This is a genomic window from Streptomyces sp. NPDC005070, from assembly GCF_053600395.1.
The window spans coordinates 44,937-71,875 of sequence record NZ_JBSFZS010000014.1 but is presented as its reverse complement, the minus strand read 5'-3'; the positions used below and the strand labels follow the sequence as shown (position 1 = coordinate 71,875).

Annotated in this window: 25 protein-coding genes; 9 read left to right on the top strand and 16 right to left on the bottom strand. The window is 72.7% G+C overall.

Annotated features, from left to right (window positions below; all coding sequences use genetic code 11):
• Positions 1–47: 47 nt before the first annotated feature.
• Positions 48–1,049, bottom strand: a complete 1,002-nt coding sequence (locus tag ACWEBX_RS07530) for a GlxA family transcriptional regulator (protein WP_451883961.1) — start codon at positions 1,047–1,049, stop codon at positions 48–50.
• Positions 1,050–1,120: 71 nt separating this feature from the next.
• On the opposite strand from ACWEBX_RS07530, the gene ACWEBX_RS07525 reads away from it, so the two are divergent.
• Entirely contained in the window at positions 1,121–2,470 is a 1,350-nt protein-coding gene (locus ACWEBX_RS07525) for an MFS transporter (protein WP_451883960.1), read from the top strand.
• 48 nt (positions 2,471–2,518) lie between these two features.
• Here the strand turns inward: ACWEBX_RS07525 and ACWEBX_RS07520 are convergent, their stop codons facing one another.
• Positions 2,519–3,130 (bottom strand): flavin reductase family protein, encoded by a 612-nt coding sequence (locus ACWEBX_RS07520; protein WP_451883959.1) that lies wholly within the window; start codon positions 3,128–3,130, stop codon positions 2,519–2,521.
• A gap of 156 nt (positions 3,131–3,286) precedes the next feature.
• Between ACWEBX_RS07520 and ACWEBX_RS07515 the strand changes: the two genes are divergently transcribed.
• The gene (locus ACWEBX_RS07515; RefSeq protein WP_451883958.1) at positions 3,287–4,249 is read left to right on the top strand and encodes a hypothetical protein; all 963 of its coding nucleotides are present in this window, start codon (positions 3,287–3,289) and stop codon (positions 4,247–4,249) included.
• 258 nt (positions 4,250–4,507) lie between these two features.
• On the opposite strand, the gene ACWEBX_RS07510 is transcribed toward ACWEBX_RS07515, so the two are convergent.
• From ACWEBX_RS07510 to ACWEBX_RS07485, 6 genes are all read right to left on the bottom strand, one after another.
• Positions 4,508–4,927 (bottom strand): aggregation-promoting factor C-terminal-like domain-containing protein, encoded by a 420-nt coding sequence (locus tag ACWEBX_RS07510; protein ID WP_451883957.1) that lies wholly within the window; start codon positions 4,925–4,927, stop codon positions 4,508–4,510.
• A 379-nt stretch (positions 4,928–5,306) separates the two neighbouring features.
• Positions 5,307–6,155, bottom strand: coding sequence for an ECF transporter S component (locus tag ACWEBX_RS07505; RefSeq protein ID WP_451883956.1), 849 nt, complete (start codon positions 6,153–6,155; stop codon positions 5,307–5,309).
• Complete coding sequence (locus ACWEBX_RS07500) at positions 6,152–7,864, bottom strand: ABC transporter ATP-binding protein (RefSeq protein ID WP_451883955.1); 1,713 nt, start codon at positions 7,862–7,864, stop codon at positions 6,152–6,154. Before ACWEBX_RS07500 ends, ACWEBX_RS07505 begins: the two co-directional genes overlap by 4 nt.
• Positions 7,861–8,946: a CbiQ family ECF transporter T component gene (locus ACWEBX_RS07495; protein WP_451883985.1), complete on the bottom strand. Its 1,086-nt coding sequence runs from the start codon at positions 8,944–8,946 to the stop codon at positions 7,861–7,863. Before ACWEBX_RS07495 ends, ACWEBX_RS07500 begins: the two co-directional genes overlap by 4 nt.
• Positions 8,947–9,402: 456 nt before the next feature.
• Positions 9,403–10,059, bottom strand: coding sequence for an SCO2322 family protein (locus ACWEBX_RS07490; RefSeq protein ID WP_451883954.1), 657 nt, complete (start codon positions 10,057–10,059; stop codon positions 9,403–9,405).
• Positions 10,056–11,300 (bottom strand): prenyltransferase/squalene oxidase repeat-containing protein, encoded by a 1,245-nt coding sequence (locus tag ACWEBX_RS07485; protein ID WP_451883953.1) that lies wholly within the window; start codon positions 11,298–11,300, stop codon positions 10,056–10,058. Before ACWEBX_RS07485 ends, ACWEBX_RS07490 begins: the two co-directional genes overlap by 4 nt.
• A gap of 311 nt (positions 11,301–11,611) precedes the next feature.
• Between ACWEBX_RS07485 and ACWEBX_RS07480 the strand changes: the two genes are divergently transcribed.
• Positions 11,612–12,274 carry a phosphotransferase gene (locus ACWEBX_RS07480; RefSeq protein ID WP_451883952.1) on the top strand — a complete coding sequence of 221 codons (663 nt, stop codon included), beginning with the start codon at positions 11,612–11,614 and terminating at the stop codon, positions 12,272–12,274.
• Between the two features lie 39 nt (positions 12,275–12,313).
• On the opposite strand, the gene ACWEBX_RS07475 is transcribed toward ACWEBX_RS07480, so the two are convergent.
• A complete protein-coding gene (locus ACWEBX_RS07475) occupies positions 12,314–13,393 on the bottom strand; it encodes an MBL fold metallo-hydrolase (RefSeq protein WP_451883951.1) in 1,080 nt (359 codons plus the stop codon).
• Between the two features lie 203 nt (positions 13,394–13,596).
• Here ACWEBX_RS07475 and ACWEBX_RS07470 point away from each other — a divergent pair, with 203 nt between their 5' ends.
• The 3 genes from ACWEBX_RS07470 (at position 13,597) to ACWEBX_RS07460 (ending at position 16,212) form a co-directional block, all read left to right on the top strand.
• Positions 13,597–15,054, top strand: coding sequence for an aldehyde dehydrogenase (locus tag ACWEBX_RS07470; RefSeq protein ID WP_451883950.1), 1,458 nt, complete (start codon positions 13,597–13,599; stop codon positions 15,052–15,054).
• A 2-nt stretch (positions 15,055–15,056) separates the two neighbouring features.
• Positions 15,057–15,290, top strand: coding sequence for a ferredoxin (locus ACWEBX_RS07465; RefSeq protein ID WP_362408351.1), 234 nt, complete (start codon positions 15,057–15,059; stop codon positions 15,288–15,290).
• Positions 15,291–15,363: 73 nt separating this feature from the next.
• Complete coding sequence (locus ACWEBX_RS07460; protein WP_451883949.1) at positions 15,364–16,212, top strand: tetratricopeptide repeat protein; 849 nt, start codon at positions 15,364–15,366, stop codon at positions 16,210–16,212.
• A gap of 140 nt (positions 16,213–16,352) precedes the next feature.
• Here the strand turns inward: ACWEBX_RS07460 and ACWEBX_RS07455 are convergent, their stop codons facing one another.
• Positions 16,353–17,054, bottom strand: a complete 702-nt coding sequence (locus tag ACWEBX_RS07455; RefSeq protein ID WP_451883948.1) for a TetR family transcriptional regulator — start codon at positions 17,052–17,054, stop codon at positions 16,353–16,355.
• Positions 17,055–17,294: 240 nt separating this feature from the next.
• On the opposite strand from ACWEBX_RS07455, the gene ACWEBX_RS07450 reads away from it, so the two are divergent.
• From ACWEBX_RS07450 to ACWEBX_RS07440, 3 genes are read left to right on the top strand one after another with little or no spacing between them, the layout of a single operon-like run.
• On the top strand, positions 17,295–18,749 hold the full coding sequence (locus ACWEBX_RS07450) for a glycosyltransferase family 4 protein (RefSeq protein WP_451883947.1): 1,455 nt from the start codon (positions 17,295–17,297) through the stop codon (positions 18,747–18,749).
• Entirely contained in the window at positions 18,743–19,516 is a 774-nt protein-coding gene (locus ACWEBX_RS07445) for a class I SAM-dependent methyltransferase (RefSeq protein ID WP_451883946.1), read from the top strand. Before ACWEBX_RS07450 ends, ACWEBX_RS07445 begins: the two co-directional genes overlap by 7 nt.
• Entirely contained in the window at positions 19,513–20,595 is a 1,083-nt protein-coding gene (locus ACWEBX_RS07440) for a prenyltransferase/squalene oxidase repeat-containing protein (RefSeq protein ID WP_451883945.1), read from the top strand. The genes ACWEBX_RS07445 and ACWEBX_RS07440 overlap by 4 nt, the downstream gene beginning before the upstream one ends.
• A 105-nt stretch (positions 20,596–20,700) precedes the next feature.
• Here ACWEBX_RS07440 and ACWEBX_RS07435 read toward each other — a convergent pair whose 3' ends face one another.
• The 6 genes from ACWEBX_RS07435 to ACWEBX_RS07410 form a co-directional block, all read right to left on the bottom strand.
• Complete coding sequence (locus tag ACWEBX_RS07435) at positions 20,701–20,994, bottom strand: hypothetical protein (RefSeq protein ID WP_355766365.1); 294 nt, start codon at positions 20,992–20,994, stop codon at positions 20,701–20,703.
• Between the two features lie 110 nt (positions 20,995–21,104).
• Positions 21,105–22,115: an LLM class F420-dependent oxidoreductase gene (locus ACWEBX_RS07430; RefSeq protein ID WP_451883944.1), complete on the bottom strand. Its 1,011-nt coding sequence runs from the start codon at positions 22,113–22,115 to the stop codon at positions 21,105–21,107.
• Positions 22,116–22,229: 114 nt separating this feature from the next.
• Entirely contained in the window at positions 22,230–23,039 is an 810-nt protein-coding gene (locus ACWEBX_RS07425) for a hypothetical protein (RefSeq protein WP_451883943.1), read from the bottom strand.
• A gap of 174 nt (positions 23,040–23,213) precedes the next feature.
• Complete coding sequence (locus ACWEBX_RS07420; RefSeq protein ID WP_451883942.1) at positions 23,214–24,194, bottom strand: N-acetylmuramoyl-L-alanine amidase; 981 nt, start codon at positions 24,192–24,194, stop codon at positions 23,214–23,216.
• Between the two features lie 22 nt (positions 24,195–24,216).
• Positions 24,217–24,867, bottom strand: coding sequence for a class I SAM-dependent methyltransferase (locus tag ACWEBX_RS07415; protein ID WP_451883941.1), 651 nt, complete (start codon positions 24,865–24,867; stop codon positions 24,217–24,219).
• A gap of 124 nt (positions 24,868–24,991) precedes the next feature.
• Positions 24,992–26,737: an MFS transporter gene (locus tag ACWEBX_RS07410; protein ID WP_451883940.1), complete on the bottom strand. Its 1,746-nt coding sequence runs from the start codon at positions 26,735–26,737 to the stop codon at positions 24,992–24,994.
• Positions 26,738–26,939: the final 202 nt, after the last annotated feature.

The following is a 26,939-nucleotide window of genomic DNA, read 5'->3' as shown; positions in this document are numbered from 1 at the left end:
CGGCGCGCGGGGAGGTAGGGAGGGGTCCGGGGCCGCACGTCCGGGGGTCAGCGGTCCGCGGGGGTGCCGGATCTGAAGGTGCGCCGGTAGGTGGTCGGGGTGACGCCGAGGGTCGCCTGGAGGTGCTGGCGCATCGACTGGGCCGTGCCGAAGCCGGCGTCGCGGGCCACGTGGTCGATGGACAGGTCGCTGGACTCCAGGAGATGGCGGGCGTGCTCCACGCGCTGCCGGGTGAGCCACTGGCCGGGGCTGACGCCGACCTCCTCACGGAAGCGCCGGGTGAAGGTGCGCACGGACATGGACTCCTGCTCGGCCATGTCGCGAAGCTGGATCGGCTCGTGGAGGCGGCCGAGCGCCCAGGCACGTGCGGCGGTCGTGCCCGCCGAGCGCGCCTCCGGGACCGGGCGCTGGATGTACTGCGCCTGGCCGCCGTCGCGGTGCGGCGGTACGACGGTCCGGCGGGCCACCTCGTTGGCGACGGCGGCGCCGTGGTCGCGGCGTACGAGGTGCAGGCACAGGTCGATCCCGGCCGCGACCCCGGCCGAGGTGAGGACGTCTCCGTCGTCGACGAAGAGAACGTCCGCGTCGACGTCGATCCGCGGGAAGAGCCGCTGGAAGTGCTCGGCGTGCATCCAGTGCGTGGTGGCGGGGCGGCCGTCGAGATAGCCGGCGGCGGCGAGGACGTAGCTGCCGGTGCAGATGGAGACGAGACGGGTGCCGGGGCGGATGTGCGCGAGGGCGGCCGCCAGCTCCGGGGTCAGGATGCCCTCCCGCTGCACGGGCCCGAGCTCGTACGAGGCCGGGACGACGACGGTGTCGGCGCCGGCCAGCGCCTCGGGCCCGTTGCCCACGAGGACCGAGAAGTCCGCGTCCGTCTCGACCGGGCCCGGCGGCCGGACCGAGCAGGTGACCACCTCGTACAGCGGCCGCCCGTCCGTGTCCCGTGCCTTGCCGAAGATGCGCTGCGGAATGCCCAGCTCGAAGGGCAGCAGGCCGTCGAGGGCGAGGACGACGACGCGGTGCGGAGGCAACGTATCCGGAAGGGCCATGGCCCGATCCTAGCGAATGCTGTCTCTCGGGCCAGTGGTTCACCGGTGCCCGTTCCCCGAAGCTCTATGGCGTGACCCAGACAACCGAAGCCGCGCAGGTCCCGGAGGACGCCCGGCCCGTCCGCCCGACCCCCTCCCATCGCATCCACCGCGCCTGGTTCGTCGCCGCCGTCACCTTCGTGACGATCATCGGCGCGGCCGCCTTCCGGTCGCTTCCCGGACTGCTGATCGACCCGCTGCACGAGGAGTTCCACTGGTCGCGCGGCACGATCGGCGCGGCCGTGTCGATCAACCTCGCGCTGTACGGACTGACGGCGCCGTTCGCGGCGGCGCTCATGGACCGCTTCGGCATCCGGCGCGTGGTGGCCGTCGCCCTCACCGTGATCGCGGTCGGCTCGGGGCTGACGGTGTGGATGACGGCGGCCTGGCAACTGCTGCTGTGCTGGGGCCTGCTGGTGGGCCTGGGGTCCGGTTCGATGGCACTCGCCTTCGCGGCCACGGTCACCAACCGCTGGTTCACCGGACGCAAGGGCCTGGTCACCGGCATCCTGACGGCCGCCTCGGCCTCGGGCCAGCTCATCTTCCTGCCGCTGCTGTCCTGGATCGTCACGGAGCACGACTGGCGCCCGGCCGCGGTGACCGTGTCCCTCGCCGCCCTCGCGGTCGTCCCCTTCGTCTGGCTGCTGCTGCGGGACCACCCGGCCGACGTGGGCCAGATGCCGTACGGGGCGACGGAGTTCGTGCCCAAGCCCGAGCCGGTGCGCGGTGCCGCCCGGCGCGCGGTGACCGTACTGCTCTCCGCCGTCCGCACCGGCCCCTTCTGGCTGCTGGCCGGGACGTTCGCGATCTGCGGCGCCTCGACGAACGGCCTGGTCCAGACGCACTTCGTGCCCGCGGCCCACGACCACGGCATGCCCATCACCGCGGCCGCCTCGCTCCTCGCGGTCATCGGCGTCTTCGACGTCGTCGGCACGATCGCCTCCGGCTGGTTCACCGACCGCTTCGAGCCGCGCCGCCTGCTGGCCGTGTACTACGCCCTGCGCGGTATCTCGCTGCTGTTCCTCCCGATGCTCCTGGCCTCCACCGTGCACCCGCCGATGATCTTCTTCATCGTCTTCTACGGCCTTGACTGGGTCGCCACCGTCCCGCCCACCCTGGCCCTGTGCCGCGAGCAGTACGGCGAGGACAGCGCCATCGTCTTCGGCTGGGTGCTCGCCTCCCACCAGGTCGGCGCCGCGCTCGTCGCCTTCCTCGGCGGTGTCGCACGCGACCGCTTCGGCTCGTACGACGTGGTCTGGTACGCCTCGGGTGCGCTGTGCGCGGCGGCCGCGCTGATGGCCCTGGTCATCCGTCGGCGTCGGGTGGCGGGGCCGGGCCCGGGGGCGGCGGGGGTGCCTGCGGTGGGACCGGCTGCCGCCTGAGCCGGCTCGGGTGACGGGCTTCGGGGCGGGGGGCTTGGGCGAGGGGTCTCAGGTGAGGAACCTGCCCTTGTGGAAGAGCAGCGGCGGTACGTCGTCGCTCGCGCCGAGGGCGTCCACCCGGCCCACCACGATGAGGTGGTCCCCGCCCGTGTGCACCGCGTGGACCGTGCAGTCGATCCAGGCCGCTGCGCCCGCGAGGCGGGGGGAGCCGGACACCGGAGCGGCGTCGTGGACCACCCCGGCGAACTTGTCCGCACCGCTCACCGCGAAGCCGCGGCACAAGTCGCCCTGGTGCGCGCCGAGTACGTTGACGCAGAAGACGCCGGCGCGGGCTATGCGCGGCCACGTCGTGGACGTACGGCCGACCATGAAGCAGATCAGCGGAGGGTCCAGGGAGAGCGAGGCGAACGACTGGCAGGCGAAGCCGGCCGGGCCCGCCGGATCCCCGGCGTTCGCGGCAGGCGCCGTCACGACGGTCACGCCGGTCGCGAAGTGGCCCAGTACATGACGGAACCGGGCCGGATCGACCGGCGCCCGTTCGTCCTCGCGGACCGCGCGCAGATCCGGGCGCGGCAACGCCTCGACGGGCCCCGCGACGGTGGGGGCCCCGGCCGACCTGAGGTAGCGGACGGCGGCGGCCGCCATCCCTGCGTGTCCCATCACATCCACCATTGAAGCTGACGGACTGTCAGATAGGAAGGGGCTCGCGAGGCCCGCGGCACGGTGGTGCGGGGGGCCGCGACGGTTGCCCCGGCGGGGCGGACGGAGACAACCCCCTCGCGGCGCACCGTGTTTCGCCCGCGTATCTTTCGCCTCATGAGGTCGGCGAACTCCGGGAGGCTCACGCGCCCCTGGTCGGCATGGACCGGCGCGGAGGTGCATCTCGCCGCCGCGGTCTGCGCGGCGCAGCTCGCGGTCGCGCTCGTCGTCCGGTGGGTCGGCACGTTCGACGACGACGACCACGGCGCGGGCCTCGGCGGCGGGTTCGCCGCCGTCGGGCTGCTGTGCGTGCTGGTCTTCGGGCCGCCCCTGCTCGCGGCCCTGGGCCTGCTGCACGCGGTGACGTTCACCATGCCGGCGACCACGCTCGCCCGTCTCGCGCGCCGCCGCGCACCCGGCCCCGAGGGCGCCTGGCACCTGGGCTTCGTCCTGCTCCTCGGCGCCTTCTGGACCGTGCTCGCGGTCCTCCTCCTCGGCCTCGGCCCCACAGGCGCCCTGCTGCTCGCCGTGTCCGGTGTCCCGCCCGTCCTGGCGGCCGCCGGGGCGCGGTGGCGCGCACGGTCCGGCGGACCACCGCCGGACCGCGGGCGCGTCTGGCTCCGCTCGGCGCTCGTGGCCCTCGGGGCGTGCGTTCTGGTCGTGACGGCGGGCACCGTGGGCCTGGCCACGGGGCTCATCCAGGAGTACGAGCCCCCGAAGCTCGGCGCCGACCGGCTCACCGGCGTCTGGCGCGGTGATCACGGGGCGGTGCTGCGGCTGCGCGCCGGCGGCGGGGCCGAGCTCTCGTCCGTGCCCGCCCAGCCCGAGTTCGGGGACGTGGCCACCAAGGAGTTCACCCGCTGCGACGGCGCCGGCACGTGGTTCCTCGACACCGCGGGCCGCTACGACCCGTACGCCGACGGGCCCGACTCCGAGCGGCGGGACGGCGTCGTCGTCCGCGTCGGCGACTGCGGCCACGACACCTACTGGACCATCGGCGGCACCGGCACCCAGCCGGAACTCTTCGTCCTCTTCGGCGACCCCGACGCGGGGGATCTGCGCATATTGCGGCGGGGGTGAACGGGGGGCAGCAGCCCGTGTCCGGGTCCTGCCGGTGGGTGTACCGGCCAGCGGCCGGTGGTGGGTCGGGGCCGTGCCGGTGCATCAGCCCGTCGCCGTTGGGTGAGGGGTGGGCGTCGGTGGCGACGGGCATCGATGTACCGGCACGGCCCCGACGGTGCGTCGCCGGCTGCGGGTGCATCGTGGTGCTGCCCCGGGCCGGGTACGACGAAGGCGGCAGCCCCGGAACGGGGTGCCGCCTTGTGTGTGCTGGGCTGATCAGTACCAGCCGTTGGCCTGCCAGAAGCCCCAGGCGCCGGCCGGGCTGCCGTAGCGGGAGTTCATGTAGTCCAGACCCCACTTGATCTGGGTCTTGGGGTTGGTCTTCCAGTCGGAGCCGGCGGAGGCCATCTTCGAACCGGGCAGAGCCTGGACCAGGCCGTACGCACCGGAGGACGAGTTGGTGGCGCTGACGTTCCAGCCGCTCTCGTGCTCGACGATCTTGCTGAAGGCGTTGAACTGCGAGGCGTCCGGAATCATCGTGTGCGCGATCGACTTCGCGGCGGAGGCGCTCGTCGGCGTGGCGGCCTGGGCGGGCGCCGCGGCCAGGACCATACCGGCGGTGGCGGCGGCCACGGCGGTACCGGCGAGGGCCTTCTTCGGGGAAGCGACGATGCGGCGGATGACGGAGACGGACACGGAGAACCTGTTTCCTCGGGGACATGGAGTCGCTGGTGCGCCGTGACCACGTGGTGTGTGGAAGGAGCGGCGTACGTCGGCGCCGCGGCCCGTGAGGGCTCGTGGCGCCTGGCGACGTCCTCAAGACAAACAGGATCCGAGCCTGTCCGCAATGACCCTTTTTACTAGTTGTGGTCGCATCCGAGGGGAAAGTGTGGTGTGTGATGTGGCTCTCAAGCCGCAGGTCAGGGGGTGGATTGGTGGGGGCATGCCATGCGCTTTGATCTACTAGGGCGCCTCGTATGTGACCTGCGCCCTGTGGGCCGGTTCACCCCGCCCCTGACGGACGGTGCGGGGGAGGCCACGCGGTGCTGACGGGCGATGTGACGTGGGTCGCGGATCACCGGGGGTCGAACGTGACCGGGCTCTCGAAAGCCGCCCGGCGCGTGGCCCGGCGCAGTGCCTTGAGGAGGGTCGGGCCGATCGTCAGGGTCAAGACGACGGTGACGACCGCCCGCCCCAGGTCCCAGCCGAGGGAGGTGGCCAGGCAGTACGCGACGAAACGGGCGAGGTTGGCGGGTACGGCGGCGTGCGGGTCGAAGGCGATGTTCGAGGCCAGCGCGTCCATGAAGGGCCAGCCGGCCAGGTTCATGACGGTGCCGTACGCGAAGGCGGCGACGAAGCCGTACCCGGCGAGCATCAGGAGCTCCGCGCGGCCGCGCAGCCGGTCCGGGCCCGGCAGGAGCCCGGCCCCCATCGTGAACCAGCCCATGGCCAGCATCTGGAACGGCATCCAGGGCCCCACCCCGCCGGTCAGCAGCGCCGACGCGAACATGGTCACGGACCCGAGGACGTAGCCGAAACCCGGCCCGAGCACCCGGCCGCTCAGCACCATCAGGAAGAACATCGGCTCGATGCCGGCGGTCCCGGCCCCGATCGGGCGCAGCGCGGCGCCGGTCGCGGCCAGCACGCCGAGCATGGCGACCGCCTTCGGGCCGAGGCCCGACTCGGAGATCGTCGCCGCGACCACCGCGACCAGCAGGACGAGGAGCCCCGCGAACAGCCAGGGCGCGTCCTGGGCGTGCGCGCTGACCTGCGAACCGGGACCCGCGAAGAGCGGCCAGGCGAATCCGGCCGCTCCGGTCGCGCTGACCAGGACCAGGGCGGCGACGGAACGCGGGCCGAGACGGACGGCCCGGGCCTGGGGCTGGGGCCGGCGGCGGGGGGTGGACGCGTCGGCGGTGGTCATGCGAGGGCCCTTCCGACCTGGGCGACGGTGAGCCATGGCTCGGGGGCCAGGATCTTGGCGACCTGCGGGGCGAACGACGGGGACGCGACGACCACCTCGGCGGTGGGACCGTCGGCGACGACCTCACCGTCCGCGAGGATCACCACACGGTCGGCGAGCTCGGCGGCGAGTTCCACGTCATGGGTGGCCAGCACAATGGCGTGCCCCTCGGCGGCCAGTCCGCGCAGCACGGAGACCAGCCGGGCCTTGGCCGCGTAGTCGAGGCCGCGGGTCGGCTCGTCGAGGAGCAGCAACGGAGGGCGGGCCGTGAGGACGACGGCCAGCGCCAGCGCCAGCCGCTGCCCCTCCGACAGATCGCGGGGATGCGTGTCGTCCGCGATGTCCGGCAGCAGCTCGGACACCAGCGCCCGGCAGGTTCCGGTGGCGGCCCCGGCGTCCTCGTCGGCCGCCGCGCACTCTGCGGCCACCGTGTCCGCGTACAGCAGGTCCCGCGGCTCCTGCGGTACGAGTCCCACACGGCGTACGAGGTCACGCGGCGCCATGTGATGCGGTGCCGCCCCGCCGACGCGGACGGATCCGGCGGCCGGTTCGACGAGCCCGACCAGCGCTCCGAGCAGCGTCGACTTCCCGGCGCCGTTGCGGCCCATCAGCGCGATGGTCTCGCCCGGTCCCACGGTCAGATCGACTCGCCGCAGCGCCTCGACGCGTCCGCGCCGGACCGCCAGCGATTCGATGACGGCCACCGCCGACGGTGGCAGCAGCGGGGCGGCCGAGGAACCATGGCCGCGACCACGGAGGAGACGGGAGAACGCGGAACGGGGTGTGGCTGGGCGTGCCGGTGCCGGTGGCAGGGGACGGTGGACGGCGGCGGGTTCGGCCGGGGGCGGGGGCGTGGTGGTGAGGCGTTCGCGCAGTGCTCCCGACCGGCGTCGCGCGTCGCGCACGGTCAGGGGGAGCGGGGACCAGCCGGCCAGGCGGCCGAGCTCCACCACCGGCGGGCACACCGGGGAGACCGCCATGATCTCGGCCGGGGCGCCGAGCGTCAGCGGTGCTCCCGGCGCGGGCAGGAGGGCGAGCCGGTCGGCGTACTGGACGACACGTTCCAGGCGGTGCTCGGCCATCAGGACCGTGGTGCCGAGGTCGTGGACCAGGCGCTGCAGGACGGCGAGGACCTCCTCGGCGGCGCCGGGGTCCAGGGCCGAGGTGGGCTCGTCCAGGACCAGGACCCGCGGGTGCGGGGTGAGCACGGAACCGATCGCGACCCGCTGCTGCTGGCCGCCGGACAGGGTGGCGATCGGGCGGTCGCGGAGGTCGGCCAGCGAGAGCAGGTCGAGGGTCTCCTCGACCCGGCGGCGCATCACGGCCGGCGCGAGGCCCAGCGACTCCATGCCGTAGGCGAGTTCGTCCTCCACCGTGTCCGTCACGAAGTGGGAGAGCGGGTCCTGTCCCACCGTGCCGACCACGTCCGCGAGTTCGCGCGGCTTGTGGGTACGGGTGTCCCGCCCCGCGACGGTGACCCGGCCGCGCAGCGTTCCGCCCGTGAAGTGCGGGACCAGTCCGCTCACCGCGCCCAGCACCGTCGACTTGCCGACCCCGGACGGGCCGACCAGCAGCACCAGTTCGCCCTCGGGCACCTCGAAGTCCACGCCCCGGACGGAGGGTTCGGCCGCTCCGGCGTACGTCACGGAGACATCCTCGAAGCGGATCACGGTGACTCCTCAGGGGCAGGTGCGGGGGTTCGCCGGGGGGCCGGGGCCGGGGCCGTGAAGGCGGGGAGCAGGCCGAGCAGGATCGCCGCCGCCGGCCGGAGCGGGAGGTCGGGGGCGACCAGGGGGATGACGCCGGGGCGCAGCGCGGCGGGGTCCTGGGAGGCGGCCACGATCATCAGGGCCGCGACCGCCACGCCCGACCCGGCGACCAGCCAGGCCCGGACGCCCCAGAGGTCCGGCCGGTACCGCGTCCGCGGTGAGCGGCGGCCGCCCAGCCACAGGCCGCCGAGCGCCGCGCCGAGCCCGGCCAGCAGGACCGGAAGGCCGTAGCTGTCGCCCGCCGCGGTCAGCAGTCCGTACGTGCCGGCGCAGACGCCGAGCAGGCCGCCCAGGGTGAGGGCTCCGGTGGTCCGGCGTACGGCGGCCGGGACCTGTGCCGTACGCCCGTACCCGCGTGAGTCCATCGCCGCCGCCAGCGCGACCGAACGCTCCAAGGCGCCCTCCAGGACGGGGAGTCCGACGTGCAGCAGGCCGCGCAGCCCCCGGTCGGGGCGGCCGCGGAGCCTGCGCGCGGCGCGCAGCCGCTGGACGTCGGCGATCAGATGCGGCGCGAAGGTCAGCGCGACGACCACCGCGACGCCTGCCTCGTACAGCGCTCCCGGCAGCGACTTGAGCAGCCGTGCCGGGTTCGCCAGGGCGTTGGCCGCGCCGACGCAGACGAGGAGGGCGGCCAGCTTCAGGCCGTCGTAGAGCGCGAAGAGCAGGCCCTCGGCGGTGACCCGGCCGCCGACGCGCACCCCCTGCGCCCAGTGCGGGAGGGGGATCTCGGGGAGTGTGACGATCACGTGCGTGCCGGGGATCGGGGAGCCGAGAAAGACGGCGAAGGCCAGCCGGATGACGAGGACGGCCGCCGCCAGCTTCACGAACGCGGTGTAGGAACGGGCCCAGGGGGCGTCGGTGCGGTGGGTGGCCACCACGAAGCCCGCCACCGCCATGAGCAGCGCCAGCAGAAGCGGGTTGGTGGTGCGCGAGGCGGCCGTGCCGAGGCCCAGGGCCCAGACCCACCAGGCCCCGGGATGCAGCGCGTTGGCGCGGGTCGCCGCGGGGGCGAGGGTACGGGGGAGAGGGCGAGGACGGGGACGGGGACGGGGACGGAGAGCAGGGCGGGTGCGGGTGCGGGAGTCCGACGCCGGCTCAGCAGGGGCGGCGGGCGGTGATGATCCTGCCGGGCCGGTGCGCGGTGGGGATTCGGTACGGCTGTCGCTCGGCGACGATTCCGCCGGGCTCGCGGACGGCGTTGATCCTGCCGGGCCGGTGCGCGGGGGCGATTCGGTACGGCTGTTGCTCGGCGATGACTTCGCCGGGCTTGCGGGCGGTGGTGATCCTGCCGGGTTCGGGGTCTGCGGTGTCCCCGACTCGGTCGTGTCCTGGTCGATGCGGCGGGGGCCCGGGACGTCGGGTTCCCGGTGGCGTTCGGGCAGGCGGGAGCCCCACCGCTTCGGGGTGGTGGGGCGGTCGGCCTTCGTCATGAGCTGTGCCTAGCCCTTGCGCCGGCGGGCCTGCCAGACGGCCGCCGCGCCCAGCACGGCCACCGCGGCAGCCCCCGCCAACAGGCCCACCGAGGGGCCCTGGTGGGCCGGCGCGGAGGCGCCCGGGCGGGCGGACGCGGTCGGTCCGCCGGCCGCGACCGGCTCGCCGCAGCCCGTACGCGGATAGCCGGTGATGGCGCAGAGGAGGGCGTTGGTGTCGTAGCGCAGGGGGGCGGCGACCTCGGCCAGGGCTTCAGCCGTGCTCGCGTCGGGGGCGACCTGGGCGCAGGCGGTGCGCGCGGACGGCGGACGTTCGCCGGACGGCGCGTCGGCGGCCGTGCCCGGGTCGATGACCAGGGCCACCCGCTTCTTGCCGTGCCGCGCGGGCGTCTTGGCGCATATCGCGGCGAACGCCCGCTCCCCGCGCGGCTGTACGGCGTGCCGGGAGTCCTCGCTCACCGCGAAGCGGAAGCCCTGGACGTCGCCGTCGGACGGCCGCGCGGTCGACGGGCCCTGGGTGGCGTACGTCCACTTTCCGCCGGTCAGGTCCCAGAAGGACCAGTAGCGGTAGCCGACGGCCCGGGCCTGCCCCGCGCCACCGAGGACGAGGAGCAGGAGGGTCAGCGCGAGGGCCAGAGCGGGCGCGGCCGTCCGACGGCCGGTCACGGCTGGCGCTTCTTGTTGCGGCCGCTGATCAGGAAGCCGATGCCGATGCCCGCGACCAGGCCGACGCCGATGATCCACCAGACGCCGAGCCCGTTGCCGTCGTCCTTCTTCTCGTCGTTCTTCTTCTCGCTCGGGCTCGCCGAGGCGCCGGCCGCGGCCGGGGCGGGGCCCGTGGCGTTGAGCTGCGCGACGAGGTCCTTGCCGCCGAAGTCGCGGGGGTCGGTGCCGGTGGCGTGCGCGGCGAAGATGAGCTGCGCGTACGCGGCGGGGCCGGACTTGGCCGCCCAGTCCGCGGAGTTCTTCTCCAGCCAGGCGAGCGGCTCCTTCACGAGCTTCGTCGCGCCGTCGGCCGACAGGGCCACGACCGCGTCCGCCGTGTTGCCGTAGTCGGGCTGGTCCTTGGCGCCCGGGAGCGCGGACTTCAGGTAGGGGGTCTTCGCGAGCGACCTGGCCAGGTAGTCGGCGCCGTTCGAACCGGCGTCCGTCCGGTTGGGCGTCCCGGCGATCACGCAGTCCGTGAGGTCGTACGGCTGGAGGCCGGGCTCCGCCACGAATCCCTTGCCGAGGCTCGCGATCACGCCCGCCGCGGTCGCGTCCGCGTTCGCCACCAGCTTGCCGGTCTTGTCGGGCTGGTAGGCGAAGGCGCCGCCGCCGTCTCCGCCGCAGACCTTCGACAGCTTCACCAGCACGTCGTACGGGGACTTGCCGTCCTTGGTGACGCTCTGGGGCTTCTTGTCGACCGCCTTGAGCGCGCCGATCACGACGGACGTCGAGTTGGTGTCGCTGGCCCCGCCGGCCATGTAGCCCCAGCCGCCGTCCTTGTTCTGGACGGACTTGAGCCAGGTGACGGCCCGGCCGGTGGCGTCGTCGTGCCCGCCGAGGGCGCCGAGCGCCTGGACGGCGGCCGCGGTGCTGTTGGTGTCGACCTGCGTCTTCGCGTCGCACGCGGCGGTCGCGTCGGCGCGGTACGCGGCGAAGGCGCCGTTCGCACACTGCTGACCGGTCAGCCAGTCCACGGCCTTGACGGCGGGCTTCACCCCGACGGTGTGCTGGGCGAGCAGCGCGAGCGACTGGCGCCAGACGCCGTCGTAGGTCGGGTCGGCGGAGCCGAACAGGCCCGAGGGGAGTGCCACCGAGGGCGACGGGGACGGGGACGAGTCGGCGGCGGAGGCGGCCGGGGCGATCACCGCCCCGAGGACGGCGGTGGCGGCCAGTACCGCTGCGGTGCGGCGAACAGACATGACTCTCCCTGCGGGGAGCCGGGCAGCACCGGGCACACGGAGGTATCCGGGCGGCTCCGGCTCCGTATCCCTCGACGGTGCCGGCCGTCGGCGGGCTGCCGAGGGCACGAGCCGGTCACGTCCCGGGCGAGGCGATCCGGCTCACCACCGAAGTGGCTCACGGTTGCGGGTCAGCGCCGGATTTGCACCGGCTTCTCCTCGTACGGGTGTGATGACGACGCGCACACTCTACCGGCCGGTCCGACGCCGCCGACTGTCGCGTGCGGCACTGGCTCGGAGTGACCTGGGCGACATCCGCTAGGTTCGGGCGCATGCGAACGGGGAGACTGCTCGGCTCGGGGCGTTCGGCGGACGTCTACGAGATCGACGAGGCGTGGGTGCTGCGGCGGGACCGCGCGGGCTGGGGCGACGCGACGGCCGAGGCGGCGGTGATGCAGCACGTGCGCTCGCACGGCTATCCGGTGCCGGGTGTGCGGGCCGCGACCCGCGGGGACCTGGTGATGGAGCGGCTGTCGGGGCCGACCATGCTGGAGGCCTTCGGGCAGGGCCTGCTCTCCGCCCCGGAGGCGGGCCTGACCCTGGCCAGGCTGCTGCGCAAGCTGCACGCCGTGCCCGCCCGGCTCTCGGACGATCCCGGAGTCCGTGTCCTTCATCTGGACCTGCACCCCGACAACGTGATGCTCACCCCGGACGGGCCGAAGGTCATCGACTGGTCCAACGCCGAGGAGGGGCCGCCCGGTCTCGACTGGGCGATGTCCGCCGTGATCCTCGCTCAGGTCGCCGTCGGCGGCGAGGCGATCGGGGACGTGGCCGCCGAGACGCTGGAGGCGCTGCTCGACGGGAACGAGGACCAGGTGACCGAGGCGGGGCTCGTGGAGTCGGGCCGGCGCCGTGCGGCCAACCCGACGATGAGCACGCGGGAGGTTGAACTCCTCGGCGAGGCGGACGAGTTGATACGGGAGCTGTTGGGCTGAGGTGTTGGCGGGCGCGGACGCGGGTGTCGTCCGGCGGCGTCACACCGCCGCGTACGTCACGGGGTCGCTGCCGGGTACCGCCTCCGCCCGTCCCAGTTTCACCAGGCGGCGGATGTGGGCCTCGGCCTCGGAGACCGCGATGTTCCGTGATCCGTAGGGGATGTCGGCCCAGGGGCGGTTCCACTCCATGCGCTCGGCGAGCTGCCAGGGCGTGAGCGGTACGGAGAGCAGGGCGAGCAGGCCGGTGAGCCGCTCCTCGTGGTGCGCGAGCAGCTCGGCGACCCGGGAGGGGGCGTCGGTGAACACGTGCTGGTGAGCCGGAAGCACCTCGGCGGGGCCGAGGCGGCCGACGCGCTCCAGGGAGTCGAGGTAGTCGCCGAGCGGATCGGCGATCTCCCCGAGGCCCTCGATGCCGTTGGCGTAGGGAGGGCGCCCGTGGGTGTCCGGGTCCTCGTAGAGGCCGATGTGCGGGGTGATCCTCGGCAGCAGGTGGTCGCCGGAGAACAGGCGTCCGTTGCCGGGCAGCCGGTCCGGGTGGGCTTCCTCCAGGTGGAGGCACACGTGTCCGGGAGTGTGGCCGGGGGTCCAGACGGCGCGCAGCCGGCGGCCGGGCAGGGGCAGGAGTTCGCCGGGGACGATCTCGCGGTCGGGCAGCGCGGGGGAGAAGCCGGGCAGGGTGCTGGGGCGGCGGAGCGCGCGGGGTGCCTCGCGGAGCGGGGCGACATGGTCCTCCGGGGCGCCGCAGGCGGTCAGCTTGGCGGCCATGTAGGCGAACCAGCCCTCCGGCCGGGTCTCGCGGGTGCGCCGGACGATCGCCGCGTCGGCGGCGTGCATCGCGATCCAGGCGCCGGACGCCTCCCGGACCCGGCCCGACAGGCCGTGGTGGTCGGGGTGGTGGTGGGTGATGACCACGCCGTGGATCTCCGTGACCGAGGTTCCGCAGCCGGTGATCCCCTCGGCGAGGGTGTCCCAGGAGGCCGGGTCGTCCCAGCCGGTGTCGACGAGCACGGGGCCCGCGTCGGTGTCGACCAGATACACCAGCGTGTGGCCGAGCGGGTTGTCCGGGATGGGGACCCTGATCGACCGTACGCCCCCGCCGTGATCGGTCACGTGCGTCATGCGTTCCCACCCATCGCCGATTCCCGCCACTATAACTAGAACGGGTTCCAATGGGAGCCCAAGTCGACTGGTGTGTCCGCGCGGACGGCGGCCCGTCGCGGTGTCCGTGCCGTGGACTCATCCGACGAGAACTGGTATCAGTTCTCGTATCTGATGAAGCGTCAGAATCAGTGACAGAGAGCGTCCTTGGGAGGCAGTCGGCCATGACCGAGCTCGTGGAACACGGACAGCTGTTCATCGGCGGGGAGTTGACCGACCCGCTCGGCAAGGACGTCATCGAGGTGATCTCGCCGCACACCGAGGAGGTCATCGGCCGGGTGCCGCACGCCTCGACGGCGGACGTCGACCGCGCCGTCGCCGCCGCGCGCCGGGCGTTCGACGAGGGGCCCTGGCCGCGGACGAGCCTCGACGAGCGGATCGCGGTCGTGACCCGGATCAAGGACGCCATCGCCGTACGCCACGAGGAGATCGCCCGGGTCATCTCCTCGGAGAACGGCTCCCCGTACTCCTGGAGCGTCCTCGCGCAGGCCCTCGGCGCGATGATGGTGTGGGACGCGGCGATCACGGTCGCGCGCGGCTACACGTACGAGGAGAGCCGCGACGGGGTCCTCGGCAAACTCCTCGTCCGCCGCGAGCCAGTGGGCGTGGTGGCGGCCGTGGTGCCCTGGAACGTCCCGCAGTTCGTCGCGGCGGCCAAGCTCGCGCCCGCGCTGCTGACCGGCTGCACCGTCGTGCTGAAGCCGTCGCCCGAATCGCCGCTGGACGCCTATCTGCTCGGGGAGATCGCGAAGGAGGCCGGACTGCCCGAAGGGGTGCTGTCGATCCTCCCGGCCGACCGTGAGGTCAGCGAGTACCTGGTCGGACACCCCGGCGTCGACAAGGTCTCCTTCACCGGCTCGGTCGCCGCCGGCAAGCGGGTCATGGAGGTCGCCGCACGTCATCTCACCCGCGTGACACTTGAGTTGGGAGGCAAGTCGGCGGCCGTGGTGCTGCCCGACGCGGACCTCGCCACCGCGGTCCCCGGGATCGTCTCGGCGGCCTGGATGAACAACGGCCAGGCCTGCGTGGCCCAGACCCGCATCCTCGTGCCCCGCTCGCGCTACGACGAGTTCGCGGACGCCTTCGCCACGGCGGCGAACGCGCTGGTCGTCGGCGACCCGCTCGACCCGGCCACCCAGGTCGGCCCGCTCGTCGCGGAGCGGCAGCAGCGGCGCAACCTCGACTACATCCGCATCGGCCAGGAGGAGGGCGCCAAGATCCTGGCCGGCGGCGGCCGTCCGCAGGGTCTCGACCGCGGCTGGTACGTCGAGCCCACCCTGTTCGGGGACGTCGACAACACCATGCGCATCGCCCGGGAGGAGATCTTCGGCCCGGTGATCTGTCTGCTCCCCTACGGCGACGAGGCCGAGGCCGTGAAGATCGCCAACGACTCCGACTACGGGCTGAGCGGCAGCGTCTGGACGGCGGACGTCGCCCATGGCATCGACATCGCCCGACAGGTCCGTACCGGCACCTACTCCGTGAACACCTTCAGCCTCGACATGCTGGGCCCCTTCGGCGGCTACAAGAACTCGGGTCTGGGGCGGGAGTTCGGGCCCGAGGGGTACGGGGAGTTCCTGGAGCACAAGATGATCCACCTGCCGGCCGGCTGGGAGGCCTGAGGATGGGTGACCGCTGGCAGGTCGAGGTCGACCGTTCCGTCTGCATCGGCTCGGCCCAGTGCGTCCACCTCGCCCCGGACGCCTTCCGCCTCGACGCCGGCATGCAGTCCCACCCCGTCGAGCCTGAGACCGACGCCAACGAGAGGATCCTCGAAGCGGCCGAGGGCTGCCCGGTGGAGGCGGTCATGATCTCGCTGCTGGCCGGCGGCGAGCCGGTGTTCCCGCCGGAGGAATAGGCCGCCGGGCACGGGGATGGTCCGCCGCCCCGGATATCCTCCGGCTTTCGACGGATCGACCGGGGCGGGAAGCGTGCAGAAGTCCGAGGCCAGGAAGCTGATCGAGGAAGCGGCGGCGGCGTGGGAGGCCGAGGAGTGGCAGCGCTCCGCCGACCTCTACGAGCGAGTTCTGGCGCGGTTCCCCGACGAGGAGCCGAGCGCGGTGTGGTGGTACGACGCCGCGCTCGCCCACAAGTTCCTGCGGAACTGGGACAAGGCCCTCGACCTCGGACGGGCGGCGGCGGCCCGCTCCCCGCGCGGCGAGGGCGATCCCGCGTACTGGAACCTCGGCATCGCCGCCACGATCCTGCGGGACTGGGCGACGGCCCGCGACGCCTGGGCCGGCTTCGGCATCGAGATCCCCGAGGGGGAGGGCGAGATCGCGGGCCGCTTCGGCGCCGCGTGCGTACGGCTGGACACCGACGGGGAGCGGGAGGTCGTGTGGATCGAGCGGTTGTGCCCGACCCGGGGGCGCGTGATGAACGTGCCCGTCACGGGCGGGCGGCGGTACGGCGAGATCGTCGTGCACGACGGCGAACCCAAGGGCGAACGGGTCTACGAGGGCACGGCGTACCCGGTGTTCGACGAGCTCACGCTCTTCGAGCCCTCGCCGCTGCCGACCCTGGAGGTGACGGTCGCCGCCGGCGAGGCGGGGGACCTGGAAGCCCTGCTCGCCCTGTTCACCGAGCACGGCTTCGGCGCCGAGCCCGCCAGTGCCGTACGCGTCCTGTGCGCCTGCTGCAGCGAGGGCACCCATCAGCAGGAGGGCGCCCAGGCGGTGTCGCTCGCGGCCCCGGAGCCGGAGGCGCGACGGCTGCTGGAGCGCTGGGCGGCAGAGACGGCGATCGGCCGGAGCTGGAGCGGCCTGGAGCGGGTGGGCTAGGAGCGGCACACCAGCACCCGTTCGTGCCGGCGTTCCCGTTGGCACGGGCGCACCCGTTCGTTCCGGCGACTCCGTTGGCACGGGCGCACCCGTTCCTTCCGGCGCTCCTCCTCGTACGGGTGCTTCCGTTCGTACCGGAGTTACCGGTCGTCCGGGCCGGTCAGGTCGATCAGGCGGCAGACCGTCTCGATGTCTATCTTGACCTGGGCGATCGAGGCACGGCCCGAGAGCCAGGTGATCAGGGCCGAATGCCAGGTGTGCTCGATGACCCGGACGGCGGAGAGCTGGTCCGGCGTCGGGTCGTCGAGGCCCATCGCGTCCAGGATGATCACCGTGGTCTGCCGCGAGACCTGGTCGACCTCGGGACTGACACTGCGGTCCGCGAAAGTGAGCGCGCGGACCATCGCGTCGGCCAGGTGCGGCTCCCGCTGGAGGGCGCGGAACGCCCGCATCAGGGTCTCCGCCACCCGCTCGGCGGCCGTGTCCCCGGCCGGAGGCTTCTTGCGCAGCGTGCCGTGCATGTGCTCGAGCTGGTCCTGCATCGTGGCGACCAGCAGATGCACCTTCGAGGGGAAGTAGCGGTACAAGGTGCCGAGAGCGACCTGCGACGACTCCGCGACCTCGCGCATCTGCACGGCGTCGAAACCGCCCCGGCTGGCGAGCTGCGCGCTCGCGTGCAGGATCCGGCGGCGGCGCGCCTCCTGCCGCTGGGTGAGCGGCGGAGAGGCGGGATGCGCGATGGAGTGCGGCCGGCTGTGCGCGCCGCCGGAGGACGCGGCGGGCGTGCTGGCCCCCGGCGCCGGTCGCGCGTTGTTCGAGTCCGCCTTGGCTTCCGCAGGCATGGGTCCGTTCCGTGACATCAGCGAGGGGGAGCGACGAGCCGGCCCGGCAGGGCGTGACACCACCGGGTGAACCAGGCGATCCAGCCGCCCGGTCGTGGCGTGAATCACCTGATCCACCGCTCACAGCGGCGCTACCTGCCGGTAGATTCAGTGCTCCGTGAACGATCAAGTCTGAAACTTGTTCTAGATTAGCGTCCCGGCGTAATCTCGCGGGAAAGTGCAGGGAGAAGGGGACCGGAAGTGACCGCTGAGGCCATGGAGGCGGACCCCGGGAAGGGCGCGGCAGCCGACAGGGACCGACCCCTGCGCATCGCGCTCCTCACGTACAAGGGAAACCCGTTCTGCGGCGGCCAGGGTGTCTATGTACGGCATCTCTCCCGCGAACTCGCCCGCCTCGGGCACCGCGTCGAGGTCATCGGCTCCCAGCCTTACCCCGTGCTCGACGAGGGCCTGCCCGCCCTGAGTCTCACCGAGCTGCCCAGCCTGGACCTGTACCGCCAGCCCGATCCCTTCCGCACCCCCGGGCGCGACGAGTACCGCGACTGGATCGACGCCCTCGAGGTCGGCACGATGTGGACCGGCGGCTTCCCCGAGCCGCTGACCTTCTCGCTGCGCGCCCGCCGTCATCTGCGGGCCCGGCGCGGCGAGTTCGACGTCGTCCACGACAACCAGACCCTCGGCTACGGCCTCCTCGGGGACGTCGGCGCCCCGCTGGTCACCACCATCCATCACCCCATCACCGTCGACCGGCAGCTCGAACTGGACGCCGCCGAGGGCTGGCAGCGACGCGCCTCCGTCCGCCGCTGGTACGCCTTCACCCGCATGCAGAAGCGCGTCGCGCGCCGCCTGCCGTCCGTGCTCACCGTCTCCGGAACCTCCCGTCAGGAGATCGTCGACCACCTGAGGGTCGAGCAGGAGCGCATCCACGTCGTCCACATCGGCGCGGACACCGACCTCTTCTCGCCGGATCCGTCCGTGCCCCAGGTGCCGGGCCGCATCGTCACCACGTCCAGCGCCGACGTACCCCTCAAGGGTCTGGTGTTCCTCGTCGAGGCGCTCGCGAAGCTGCGGACCGAACACCCGGGCGCGCACCTCGTCGTCGTCGGCAAGCGCGCCGAGGACGGCCCGGTCGCCCAGGCCATCGAGCGGTACGGCCTCGACGGCGCCGTCGAGTTCGTCAAGGGCATCTCCGACGCCGAACTCGTCGACCTCGTCCGCTCGGCCGAGGTCGCCTGCGTGCCCTCCCTGTACGAGGGCTTCTCGCTGCCCGCCGCCGAGGCCATGGCCACCGGGACACCGCTGGTGGCCACCACCGGCGGAGCGATCCCGGAGGTCGCGGGCCCCGACGGCGAGACCTGCCTCGCGGTTCCGCCGGGCGACCCGGGAGCGCTGGCGGCGGCCCTCGGCCGGCTCCTCGGCGACCCCGCGCTGCGGGCACGGCTCGGCGCCGCCGGGCGCGAGCGCGTCCTCGCGCGCTTCACCTGGGCCAAGGCGGCCGAGGGCACGGTGGCCCACTACCGTGCGGCGATGGCCCTCCCCGCGTCCCGGCTCCGCTCGCGCGCGGCCGCCGCGGGCACCGACGGGCGCGGCGGCTCCCCGGCGACCCCGGGACCCGACCGCGCCGAGGCCGCGGAAGCCACTCCCGCCGCCGTAGAACTAGTTGCAGCCAACCGCGAAAGCAGGGCCACGTGCTGACCGTCGACTTCTCCCGGTTCCCGCTCGCCCCCGGCGACCGCGTCCTGGACCTCGGATGCGGTGCCGGCCGGCACGCGTTCGAGTGCTACCGGCGCGGCGCGCAGGTCGTGGCGCTGGACCAGAACGGCGAGGAGATCCGCGAGGTCGCGAAGTGGTTCGCGGCGATGAAGGAGGCCGGGGAGGCGCCCGCCGGGGCCACCGCGACGGCCATGGAAGGCGACGCGCTCGCGCTGCCCTTCCCCGACGAGTCCTTCGACGTCGTGATCATCTCCGAGGTCATGGAGCACATCCCCGACGACAAGGGCGTCCTCGCCGAGATGGTCCGCGTGCTCAAGCCGGGCGGACGCATCGCCATCACCGTGCCGCGCTACGGCCCGGAGAAGGTCTGCTGGGCACTGTCCGACGCCTACCACGAGGTCGAGGGCGGCCACATCCGCATCTACAAGGCGGACGAACTGCTCGGGAAGATCCGCGAGGCCGGTCTGCGGCCCTACGGCTCGCACCACGCGCACGCGCTGCACTCGCCGTACTGGTGGCTGAAGTGCGCGTTCGGCGTCGACAACGACAAGGCGCTGCCCGTGCGGGCGTACCACAAGCTGCTGGTCTGGGACATCATGAAGAAGCCGCTGGCCACCCGGGTCGTCGAGCAGGCGCTGAACCCGCTGATCGGCAAGAGCTTCGTGGCGTACGCGACCAAGCCCCACCTGCCGGCGCTCGCCGGCACGTCGGACTCCGCGCAGGCCGCTTCCGAGGCGGACGCCACGTGACCACTCCCCGGCGGACCGAACACCTCGTCCTGCCCGGGGTCCTCACCGCGGAGGAGGCCGCCGCCACGGTGCGCGGGATCCTCGCGGTGCAGCGCCCCGACGGAGCCATCCCGTGGTTCCGCGGCCACCACCTCGACCCGTGGGACCACACCGAGGCCGCCATGGCACTCGACGCGGCCGGCGAGCACGAGGCCGCCGAGCGGGCCTACGAGTGGCTGGCACGGCACCAGAACGAGGACGGGTCCTGGTACGCGGCCTACGCCGACGGGGACTTCGAGGACGTCACCGACCGCGGCCGTGAGACCAACTTCTGCGCGTACATCGCGGTGGGTGTCTGGCACCACTACCTGGCGACCGGCGACGACGTCTTCCTGGACCGCATGTGGCCCGCCGTCTACGCGGCCGTGGAGTTCGTGCTGCGGCTCCAGCAGCCCGGCGGACAGATCGGCTGGAAGCGCGAGGACGACGGAACGCCGGTCGACGACGCGCTGCTGACCGGGAGTTCGTCGGTCCACCACGCGCTGCGCTGCGCCCTCGCCGTCGCCGAGCAGCGCGAAGAGCCGCAGCCCGACTGGGAGCTGGCCGTCGGCGCGCTGCGGCACGCCATCCGGCTGCACCCGGAGCGGTTCCTCGACAAGGACCGCTACTCCATGGACTGGTACTACCCGGTGCTCGGGGGCGCGTTGACGGGCGCCGAGGCCAAGTCCCGCATAGAGGAGGGCTGGGACCGCTTCGTGGTGCCCGGTCTCGGGGTGCGCTGCGTGGTTCCCAACCCGTGGGTGACCGGCGGCGAATCGGCCGAACTCGCCCTGGCGCTCTGGGTGATGGGTGAGTCGGACCGTGCCCTGGAGATCCTCCAGTCCATCCAGCACCTGCGCGATCCGCAGTCCGGTCTGTACTGGACGGGCTACGTCTTCGAGGACCGGGCCGTCTGGCCCGAGGAGCTCACCACCTGGACGGCGGGTTCCCTGCTCCTCGCGGTCGCCGCACTGGGCGGCGACGAGCCCACCTGCGCGGTGTTCGGCGGCGAGCGTCTGCCGGCCGGCCTGGATCCCGACTGCTGCACGCCGACCCGCTGAAGGTCCGGACGGTCCCCGTTTCTCGGACCGTCCGGACGCTCCGGATTCTTCGAACTCGTTGAACTCTTAGGACTCTTCGGGTGTTCCCGGCCGTTTCGGTGCCGGTCAGTGACGGTGGATGCGGTTGGCCACCGCGTGGCCGATGAACAGATAGACGACGGCGGCGAGACCGTAGCCCGCGACGACACGCGCCCACTCCTTGTCGAAGGTGAACAGGTCGCGCGACCAGCCGGCGAGCCAGGCCGCGGTGTTGTGGATGAACTGCACGAGGTCGTTGCCACGATTGGCGTCGAGCAGATACATCAGGATCCAGAGACCGAGGATGACGGCCATGACGTCCGCGACGATCGCGATGACCGTCCCCGCCTGATTCGAACCGTTGCGATATCTAGGGGACATGACCAGCGGATTGCCCGTCGTTCCCGGATGAAACCCGAACGGCTCCCGCAGGGTGGCACGGCCGCCGGGCCCGGGGCGGGCCGAAGCGGGAGGGAACGGCCGTACCCTCCCTAGGAGTTCAGCTCGGCCAGCACGCGCAGGGTGCGGGGATCCGGGGACAGCACCAGCAGGTCGGTCACCGGGCCCTTGCGCCACGACTCCAGTCGCTCGGCGATGCGTTCACGCGGTCCGACGAGGGAGATCTCGTCCGCGAAGGCGTCGGGGACGGCCAGGACGGCCTCTTCCCGGCGTCCTTCCAGGAACAGCCGCTGGATCCTGCGGGCCTCTTCCCCGAAGCCCATCCGGGCCATCAGATCGGCGTGGAAGTTGCGGGCCGCGTGCCCCATCCCGCCGATGTAGAAGCCGAGCATCGCCTTGACCGGCAGCAGCCCTTCGGCGACGTCGTCACAGACGTGCGCACGGGCCATCGGCGCGACGAGGAAGCCCTCGGGCAGGTCGGTGAGCGAGGCCTCGTACGCCTGAGGACGGGTCGGCGACCAGTACAGCGGCAGCCAGCCGTCGGCGATCCGGGTCGTCTGCGCGATGTTCTTCGGCCCCTCGGCGCCGAGCAGGAGCGGCAGTTCGGCCCGCAGCGGATGCGTGATCGGCTTCAGCGCCTTGCCGAGCCCCGTGCCGTCGGCACCCCGGTACGGGTGGGAGTGGAAGCGGCCGTCCAGCTCGACCGGTCCCTTGCGCCGCAGGACCTGGCGTACGACGTCGACGTACTCCCGGGTCGCGGTCAGCGGCGACTTCGGGAACGGCCGTCCGTACCAGCCCTCGACGACCTGGGGCCCCGACAGGCCGAGGCCGAGCATCATGCGCCCGCCGGAGAGATGGTCGAGCGTGAGCGCGTGCATCGCGGTCGTGGTGGGGGAGCGGGCGGCCATCTGCGCGACGGCCGTGCCGAGCCGGATGCGCGTGGTCCGCGCGGCGATCCAGGTGAGCGGGGTGAACGCGTCCGAGCCCCAGGACTCCGCGGTCCACACCGAGTGATAGCCGAGCCGCTCCGCCTCCTGGGCGAGCGGCACATGGTCCGCCGAGGGACCGCGCCCCCAGTAGCCGAGCGCGAGACCGAGCCGCATGGCACCTCCAGAAGCAGAATTCTGACGATCCGTCAGTTCCTGGCGTGCTGCGACTGTACGACAACGGCCCCTCGCCGGAAAGGGCGAGGGGCCGTCGCGAGAACGAGGAGCGGATCAGCCGCGCTGGATCCCCGAGGTGTCCTGCAGCACACCACGACGGCCGTCCTGGGTCTGCGCCACGATGGTCGCACCACGCTGCTCGACGGCCAGGTACCAGGTGCCCGGCGCCAGTTCGGCGATCGGCGACGAGGCGCCGTCCTCCGAGAAGAGCGGCCGGGCGACCGGGACGGCGAACCAGAACGGCGAGAAGTCCTGGGCCGGCGACTGCGTCTGCGGAGCCGACGGCTGGCTCGGCTGTCCGCCGAACGGCTGCGTGGGCTGGGAGGGCTGGGAGGGCTGGGCGCCGTAGGGCTGCTGGCCGGGCTGACCGGGCTGCGAGGCGCCCGGGTAGCCGTAACCGCCCTGCGGCTGACCGCCGTAGGGCGCCGGGGCGATCGCCGTCGGGGCACCCGTGAGGGCGGCCTGGAGGGCGGGGACGAGCGGGGTCGCGACGGCCGCGCCGGCCAGGACGAGGGCGGCGATGAAGCCGAGGATGAGACCTGCGGCGGCGCTCGCGCCTTGGCCGACGTCCACGAGCGACCAGAACAGGGTCCACGCGACGAGAACCGTGAACGCCACGCCGACCGCGCCCAGGTCGAGCCCGAGCACCTTGCGCGGCTGCGGCAGGCACCGGTTGATCACGATCAGGGCGGCGCCGACGACCCCGCCCATGTAGACGCCGAGGCCGTAACCGAGGTTGTCCCAGGCGTTCGTGTCCAGGCTGTACCCGGAAACGGAGTAGAGGTGCAGGAAAGACGCGATGAAGAGCAACACCGCTGCTCCGATCACCACGCCGTCGCCTCGAGTGAGGGAGCGGATATTCACTTCAGGTCCTTCGTCAGTCGTCTCGTCGTCGGTGAGGCATCGCAGTACGCCGTGTCGCCGAACATGGTGCCGTTGTCGGGACTCGGTGTGAAGCACGGGGGGTGGCCCTTTATCGTACGGACGACACTATCGTCCGGACGATCAGGGTGTCCGCCGGGTTGGGACCGTAGATCACTACCCGTGCAGGAAACCAACGATTCCTTCAGAGATCCCCCGTGCCGCTTTCTCTCGCCAGGCGCCACTGGTGAGCAGCGCAGCGTCCTTCGTATCGCGCATGTTGCCGCACTCGATGAACACCTTCGGAACCGTTGACAGATTGAGACCGCCGAGATCCTTACGGACCACCAGTCCGGTGCCGTCACCGACGTAGTTGGAGGGTGCGCTGCCCGTCTCGCGGACGAACAGGCCGGCGATGTGCTCGCCGAGGTCGCGGGAGGCGGAGACGATCGGGCGGGTGTCGGCGGCCCCCGCGTGCACGGATGCCGGAAGGATCACGTGGAAGCCGCGGTTGCCGGCCGCCGATCCGTCGGCGTGCAGGGAGACGACCGCGTCCGCGTGCGCCGCGTTGCCGATACGGGCGCGCTCGTCGACGCAGGGGCCGAAGGAGCGGTCGCCGTCCTGGGTCAACTTCACCGTGGCGCCCTGCTTTTCGAGGATGGCCCGCATCCGGTGCGCGACGTCGAGGGTGAACCGGGCTTCCGTGTAACCCGCGTTGGTCGACGTGCCGGTGGTGTCGCACTCTTTCCAGTTCGTTCCGATGTTCACCTTGCGGTTGATCTCGGACGCATGCTGGAAGTTGTCGGGGTTGTGCCCCGGGTCGATGACGATGACCTTGCCCTTGAGGGAGCCGGACGCGGCGGGCTTCGAGGACGAGGGCGAGGAGGAGGACGAGGGGGGTGCCGAGGACCTACTCGGCTTGCCGTCGTCCTTCGTGGAGGCGGACGCCGGCGCGGAAGGGGAGTCGGAGCCGGGCGCGGAGGACGAGGCCGGGGAGACGGCCCGGTCGGACCCGCCCCCCGAGTCGTCTCCCACGGCCTGCCACACCAGGTATCCGGCCAGTGCGCCGGGTACGAGCGCGGCGAGCGCGACGGTGAGCGGACCTCGCCGGGAACGGCGGGGTCGGGGCGGTTCGAAGTCTGGGCCTACGTACGACACGTCAGCGACTCTAACCGTGCGCTCAGATCCCTGCTCCGGTTCGCCGCAGTACGCGCAGTGAGCCGGTCGCCGAGGTCTCGGTGAACGCGCCCGATTCCAGGGCCCGGAGGTAGACGCGGTACGGCGCCTGGCCGGTGAACTCGTCGACGGGGTCCGGGAACACGTCGTGGATGACGAGGAGGCCGCCCTCGGCGACATGCGGCGCCCAGCCCTCGTAGTCGCCGCTCGCGTGCTCGTCGGTGTGGCCGCCGTCGATGAAGACGAGGCCGAGGGGCGTGCCCCAGAACGCGGCGATCTGCGGCGAGCGGCCGACGAGCGCGACCACGTGCTCCTCCAGGCCCGCCCGGTGCAGGGTGCGGCGGAAGGTGGGGAGCGTGTCCATCAGGCCGATCTCCGGGTCGACCGTGGACGGGTCGTGGTACTCCCAGCCCGGCTGCTGCTCCTCGCTGCCCCGGTGGTGGTCGACCGTGATGGCGGTCACCCCGGCCTCGCGGGCCGCGTCCGCGAGCAGGATCGTGGAACGGCCGCAGTAGGTGCCGACCTCCAGGAGCGGCAGCCCGAGCCGTCCGGCCGCGACCGCGGCCTCGTGGAGCGCGAGACCCTCACCGCGCGGCATGAACCCCTTCGCGGCCTCGAAGGCGGCGAGGATCTCGGGCTTGGGTGCCGAGGACATGGGGTTTCCCTCCATCGGTGCGAACTCCATCGGTGCGAACAACGGGTACGCGCAGCATCGTGCACCACACCCCCGCCGCGTGGGCGGCGGGGGTGGCGATGATCACTCGCGGGGAGCCCGCGCGTCAGGCCGTGACGTCGGCGTTCTCGCCCGGGAGCGACAGGTCGAGGGCGACCGGCCGGTCGTCGCCCGTGTGCGTGGCCGACGAGGCGAGCGGGCCGTGTCCGGCGGCCCGTGCGGCGAGCACGTACGCGCCCCGGTCCGGCACGGCGAGCGCGTAGCTGCCGTCCTCGGCGGAGAGGGTGGCGCCCGCCTGGCGGCCGCGCCGGTCGATCAGGGTGACCTTGGCGCGGGGGACCGGGCCGCCGTCGGCGTCCAGCACCCGGCCGCGGAAACCGCCGAGTACCTCGTGCGCCCGCTCCAGCGCCGCGTCCTCCTCGCTGCTCGCCAGCAGCGAGGGCTTGGTGGCCGGGCGGCGGCCCGGCAGGAACAGCGCCATCAGCACGCCGACCGCGACCGCGCCCGTGGCGATCAGGAAGGACACGTGGAAGCCGCGCATGGTCGGGACGGCGACCCCGCCGACGTGGTGCGCCGTGTTGGCGAGCACCATGCCGATGACGGCGCTCGACACCGATGTGCCGATGGACCGCATCAGGGTGTTCAGACCGTTGGCCGCGCCCGTCTCCGAGGCCGGGACCGAACCGATGATCAGGGCGGGCAGCGAGGAGTAGGCGAGGCCGATGCCCGCGCCGAGGATCACCGCGATGACCAGCGACTGCCAGGCGGCGCTCATCAGGCCGAGTCCGGCGCCGTAGCCGATTCCGATGATCACCATGCCGATGATCAGGGTGACCTTCGGGCCGTACTTCGCCGACAGACGGGCGTACACGGGCGCCGTGACCATCATCGTCAGGCCGAGCGGCATGACGAGCAGACCCGCGCTCACCATCGACTGGCCGAGGCCGTAGCCCGTGGACTTCGGGAGCTGGAGCAGTTGCGGCAGGACCAGCGAGACGACGTAGAACGAGACGCCGACCATGATCGAGGCGAGGTTGGTGAAGAGGACGGCGGGGCGGGCCGTGGTGCGCAGATCGACCAGCGGGGCCTTCAGGCGGAGCTCCATCACGCCCCACAGGAGCAGGACGGCGATCGACGCGCCGAACAGGCCGAGCGTGGTGGGCGCGGTCCAGCCCCAGTCGCTGCCCTTGGTGATCGGCAGCAGGAAGAGCACGAGTCCGATGGACAGGCCGATCGCGCCGAGTACGTCGAAGGTGCCCTTGGCCCGCATCGGGGACTCCGGCACGACGAGGAGGGTGAGGACGATCGAGAGGACGCCGAGGCCGGCGGCGCCGTAGAAGAGGGCGTGCCAGTTCGCGTGCTGGGCGACGAGGGCCGCGGCGGGCAGCGCGAGTCCGCCGCCGACGCCGATCGAGGAGCTCATCAGGGCCATCGCGGAGCCGAGCTTCTCGCGGGGGAGCAGGTCGCGCATCAGGCCGATGCCGAGCGGGATCGCGCCCATCGCGAAGCCCTGGAGCGAACGGCCCACGATCATCGGCAGCAGGGTGCTGGTCAGCGCGCTGATCAGGGCGCCGATCACCATGATGGACAGGCTGGTCAGCAGCATGCGCCGCTTGCCGAAGAGGTCGCCGAGGCGGCCCATGATCGGGGTGGCCACGGCACCCGCGAGCAGGGTCGAGGTCAGGACCCAGGTGGCGTTGCTGGGAGCGGTGTCCAGCAGCGTCGGCAGATCCTTGATGACCGGGACGAGCAGGGTCTGCATCACCGCGACAACGATGCCCGCGAAGGCGAGCACCGGGACGGTCGCGGCGCCGGGCCTCGGCGCGGGCCGGCCGGTCGTCGTGTGCGTCATTGAGGGGGGCCTCCAGGCCGTAGCGAAGGGAGCTCTCGGGAGCGGAGCGAGGGGGTCCGTGCGGATGCGGGGGGACGGTCGGCCGGGTGATCCATAGGGATGCGGGGGCGTCGGTCGGGTGATCCACGCGAGGTACGTGCAGAGGGAACCCGGTGTGCCCGGGCAACTATTCCGATGCTTCGGCGTACTAACGAATCCTTGA

Coding starts and splice junctions, on each gene's coding strand:
- ACWEBX_RS07530 (WP_451883961.1), bottom strand. CDS start 1,049: ATGGCCCTTCCGGATACGTTGCCTCCGCACCGCGTCGTCGTCCTCGCC.
- ACWEBX_RS07520 (WP_451883959.1), bottom strand. CDS start 3,130: ATGGGACACGCAGGGATGGCGGCCGCCGCCGTCCGCTACCTCAGGTCG.
- ACWEBX_RS07515 (WP_451883958.1), top strand. CDS start 3,287: ATGAGGTCGGCGAACTCCGGGAGGCTCACGCGCCCCTGGTCGGCATGG.
- ACWEBX_RS07505 (WP_451883956.1), bottom strand. CDS start 6,155: ATGACCACCGCCGACGCGTCCACCCCCCGCCGCCGGCCCCAGCCCCAG.
- ACWEBX_RS07485 (WP_451883953.1), bottom strand. CDS start 11,300: ATGTCTGTTCGCCGCACCGCAGCGGTACTGGCCGCCACCGCCGTCCTC.
- ACWEBX_RS07480 (WP_451883952.1), top strand. CDS start 11,612: ATGCGAACGGGGAGACTGCTCGGCTCGGGGCGTTCGGCGGACGTCTAC.
- ACWEBX_RS07475 (WP_451883951.1), bottom strand. CDS start 13,393: ATGACGCACGTGACCGATCACGGCGGGGGCGTACGGTCGATCAGGGTC.
- ACWEBX_RS07470 (WP_451883950.1), top strand. CDS start 13,597: ATGACCGAGCTCGTGGAACACGGACAGCTGTTCATCGGCGGGGAGTTG.
- ACWEBX_RS07465 (WP_362408351.1), top strand. CDS start 15,057: ATGGGTGACCGCTGGCAGGTCGAGGTCGACCGTTCCGTCTGCATCGGC.
- ACWEBX_RS07455 (WP_451883948.1), bottom strand. CDS start 17,054: ATGCCTGCGGAAGCCAAGGCGGACTCGAACAACGCGCGACCGGCGCCG.
- ACWEBX_RS07435 (WP_355766365.1), bottom strand. CDS start 20,994: ATGTCCCCTAGATATCGCAACGGTTCGAATCAGGCGGGGACGGTCATC.
- ACWEBX_RS07430 (WP_451883944.1), bottom strand. CDS start 22,115: ATGCGGCTCGGTCTCGCGCTCGGCTACTGGGGGCGCGGTCCCTCGGCG.
- ACWEBX_RS07415 (WP_451883941.1), bottom strand. CDS start 24,867: ATGTCCTCGGCACCCAAGCCCGAGATCCTCGCCGCCTTCGAGGCCGCG.
- ACWEBX_RS07410 (WP_451883940.1), bottom strand. CDS start 26,737: ATGACGCACACGACGACCGGCCGGCCCGCGCCGAGGCCCGGCGCCGCG.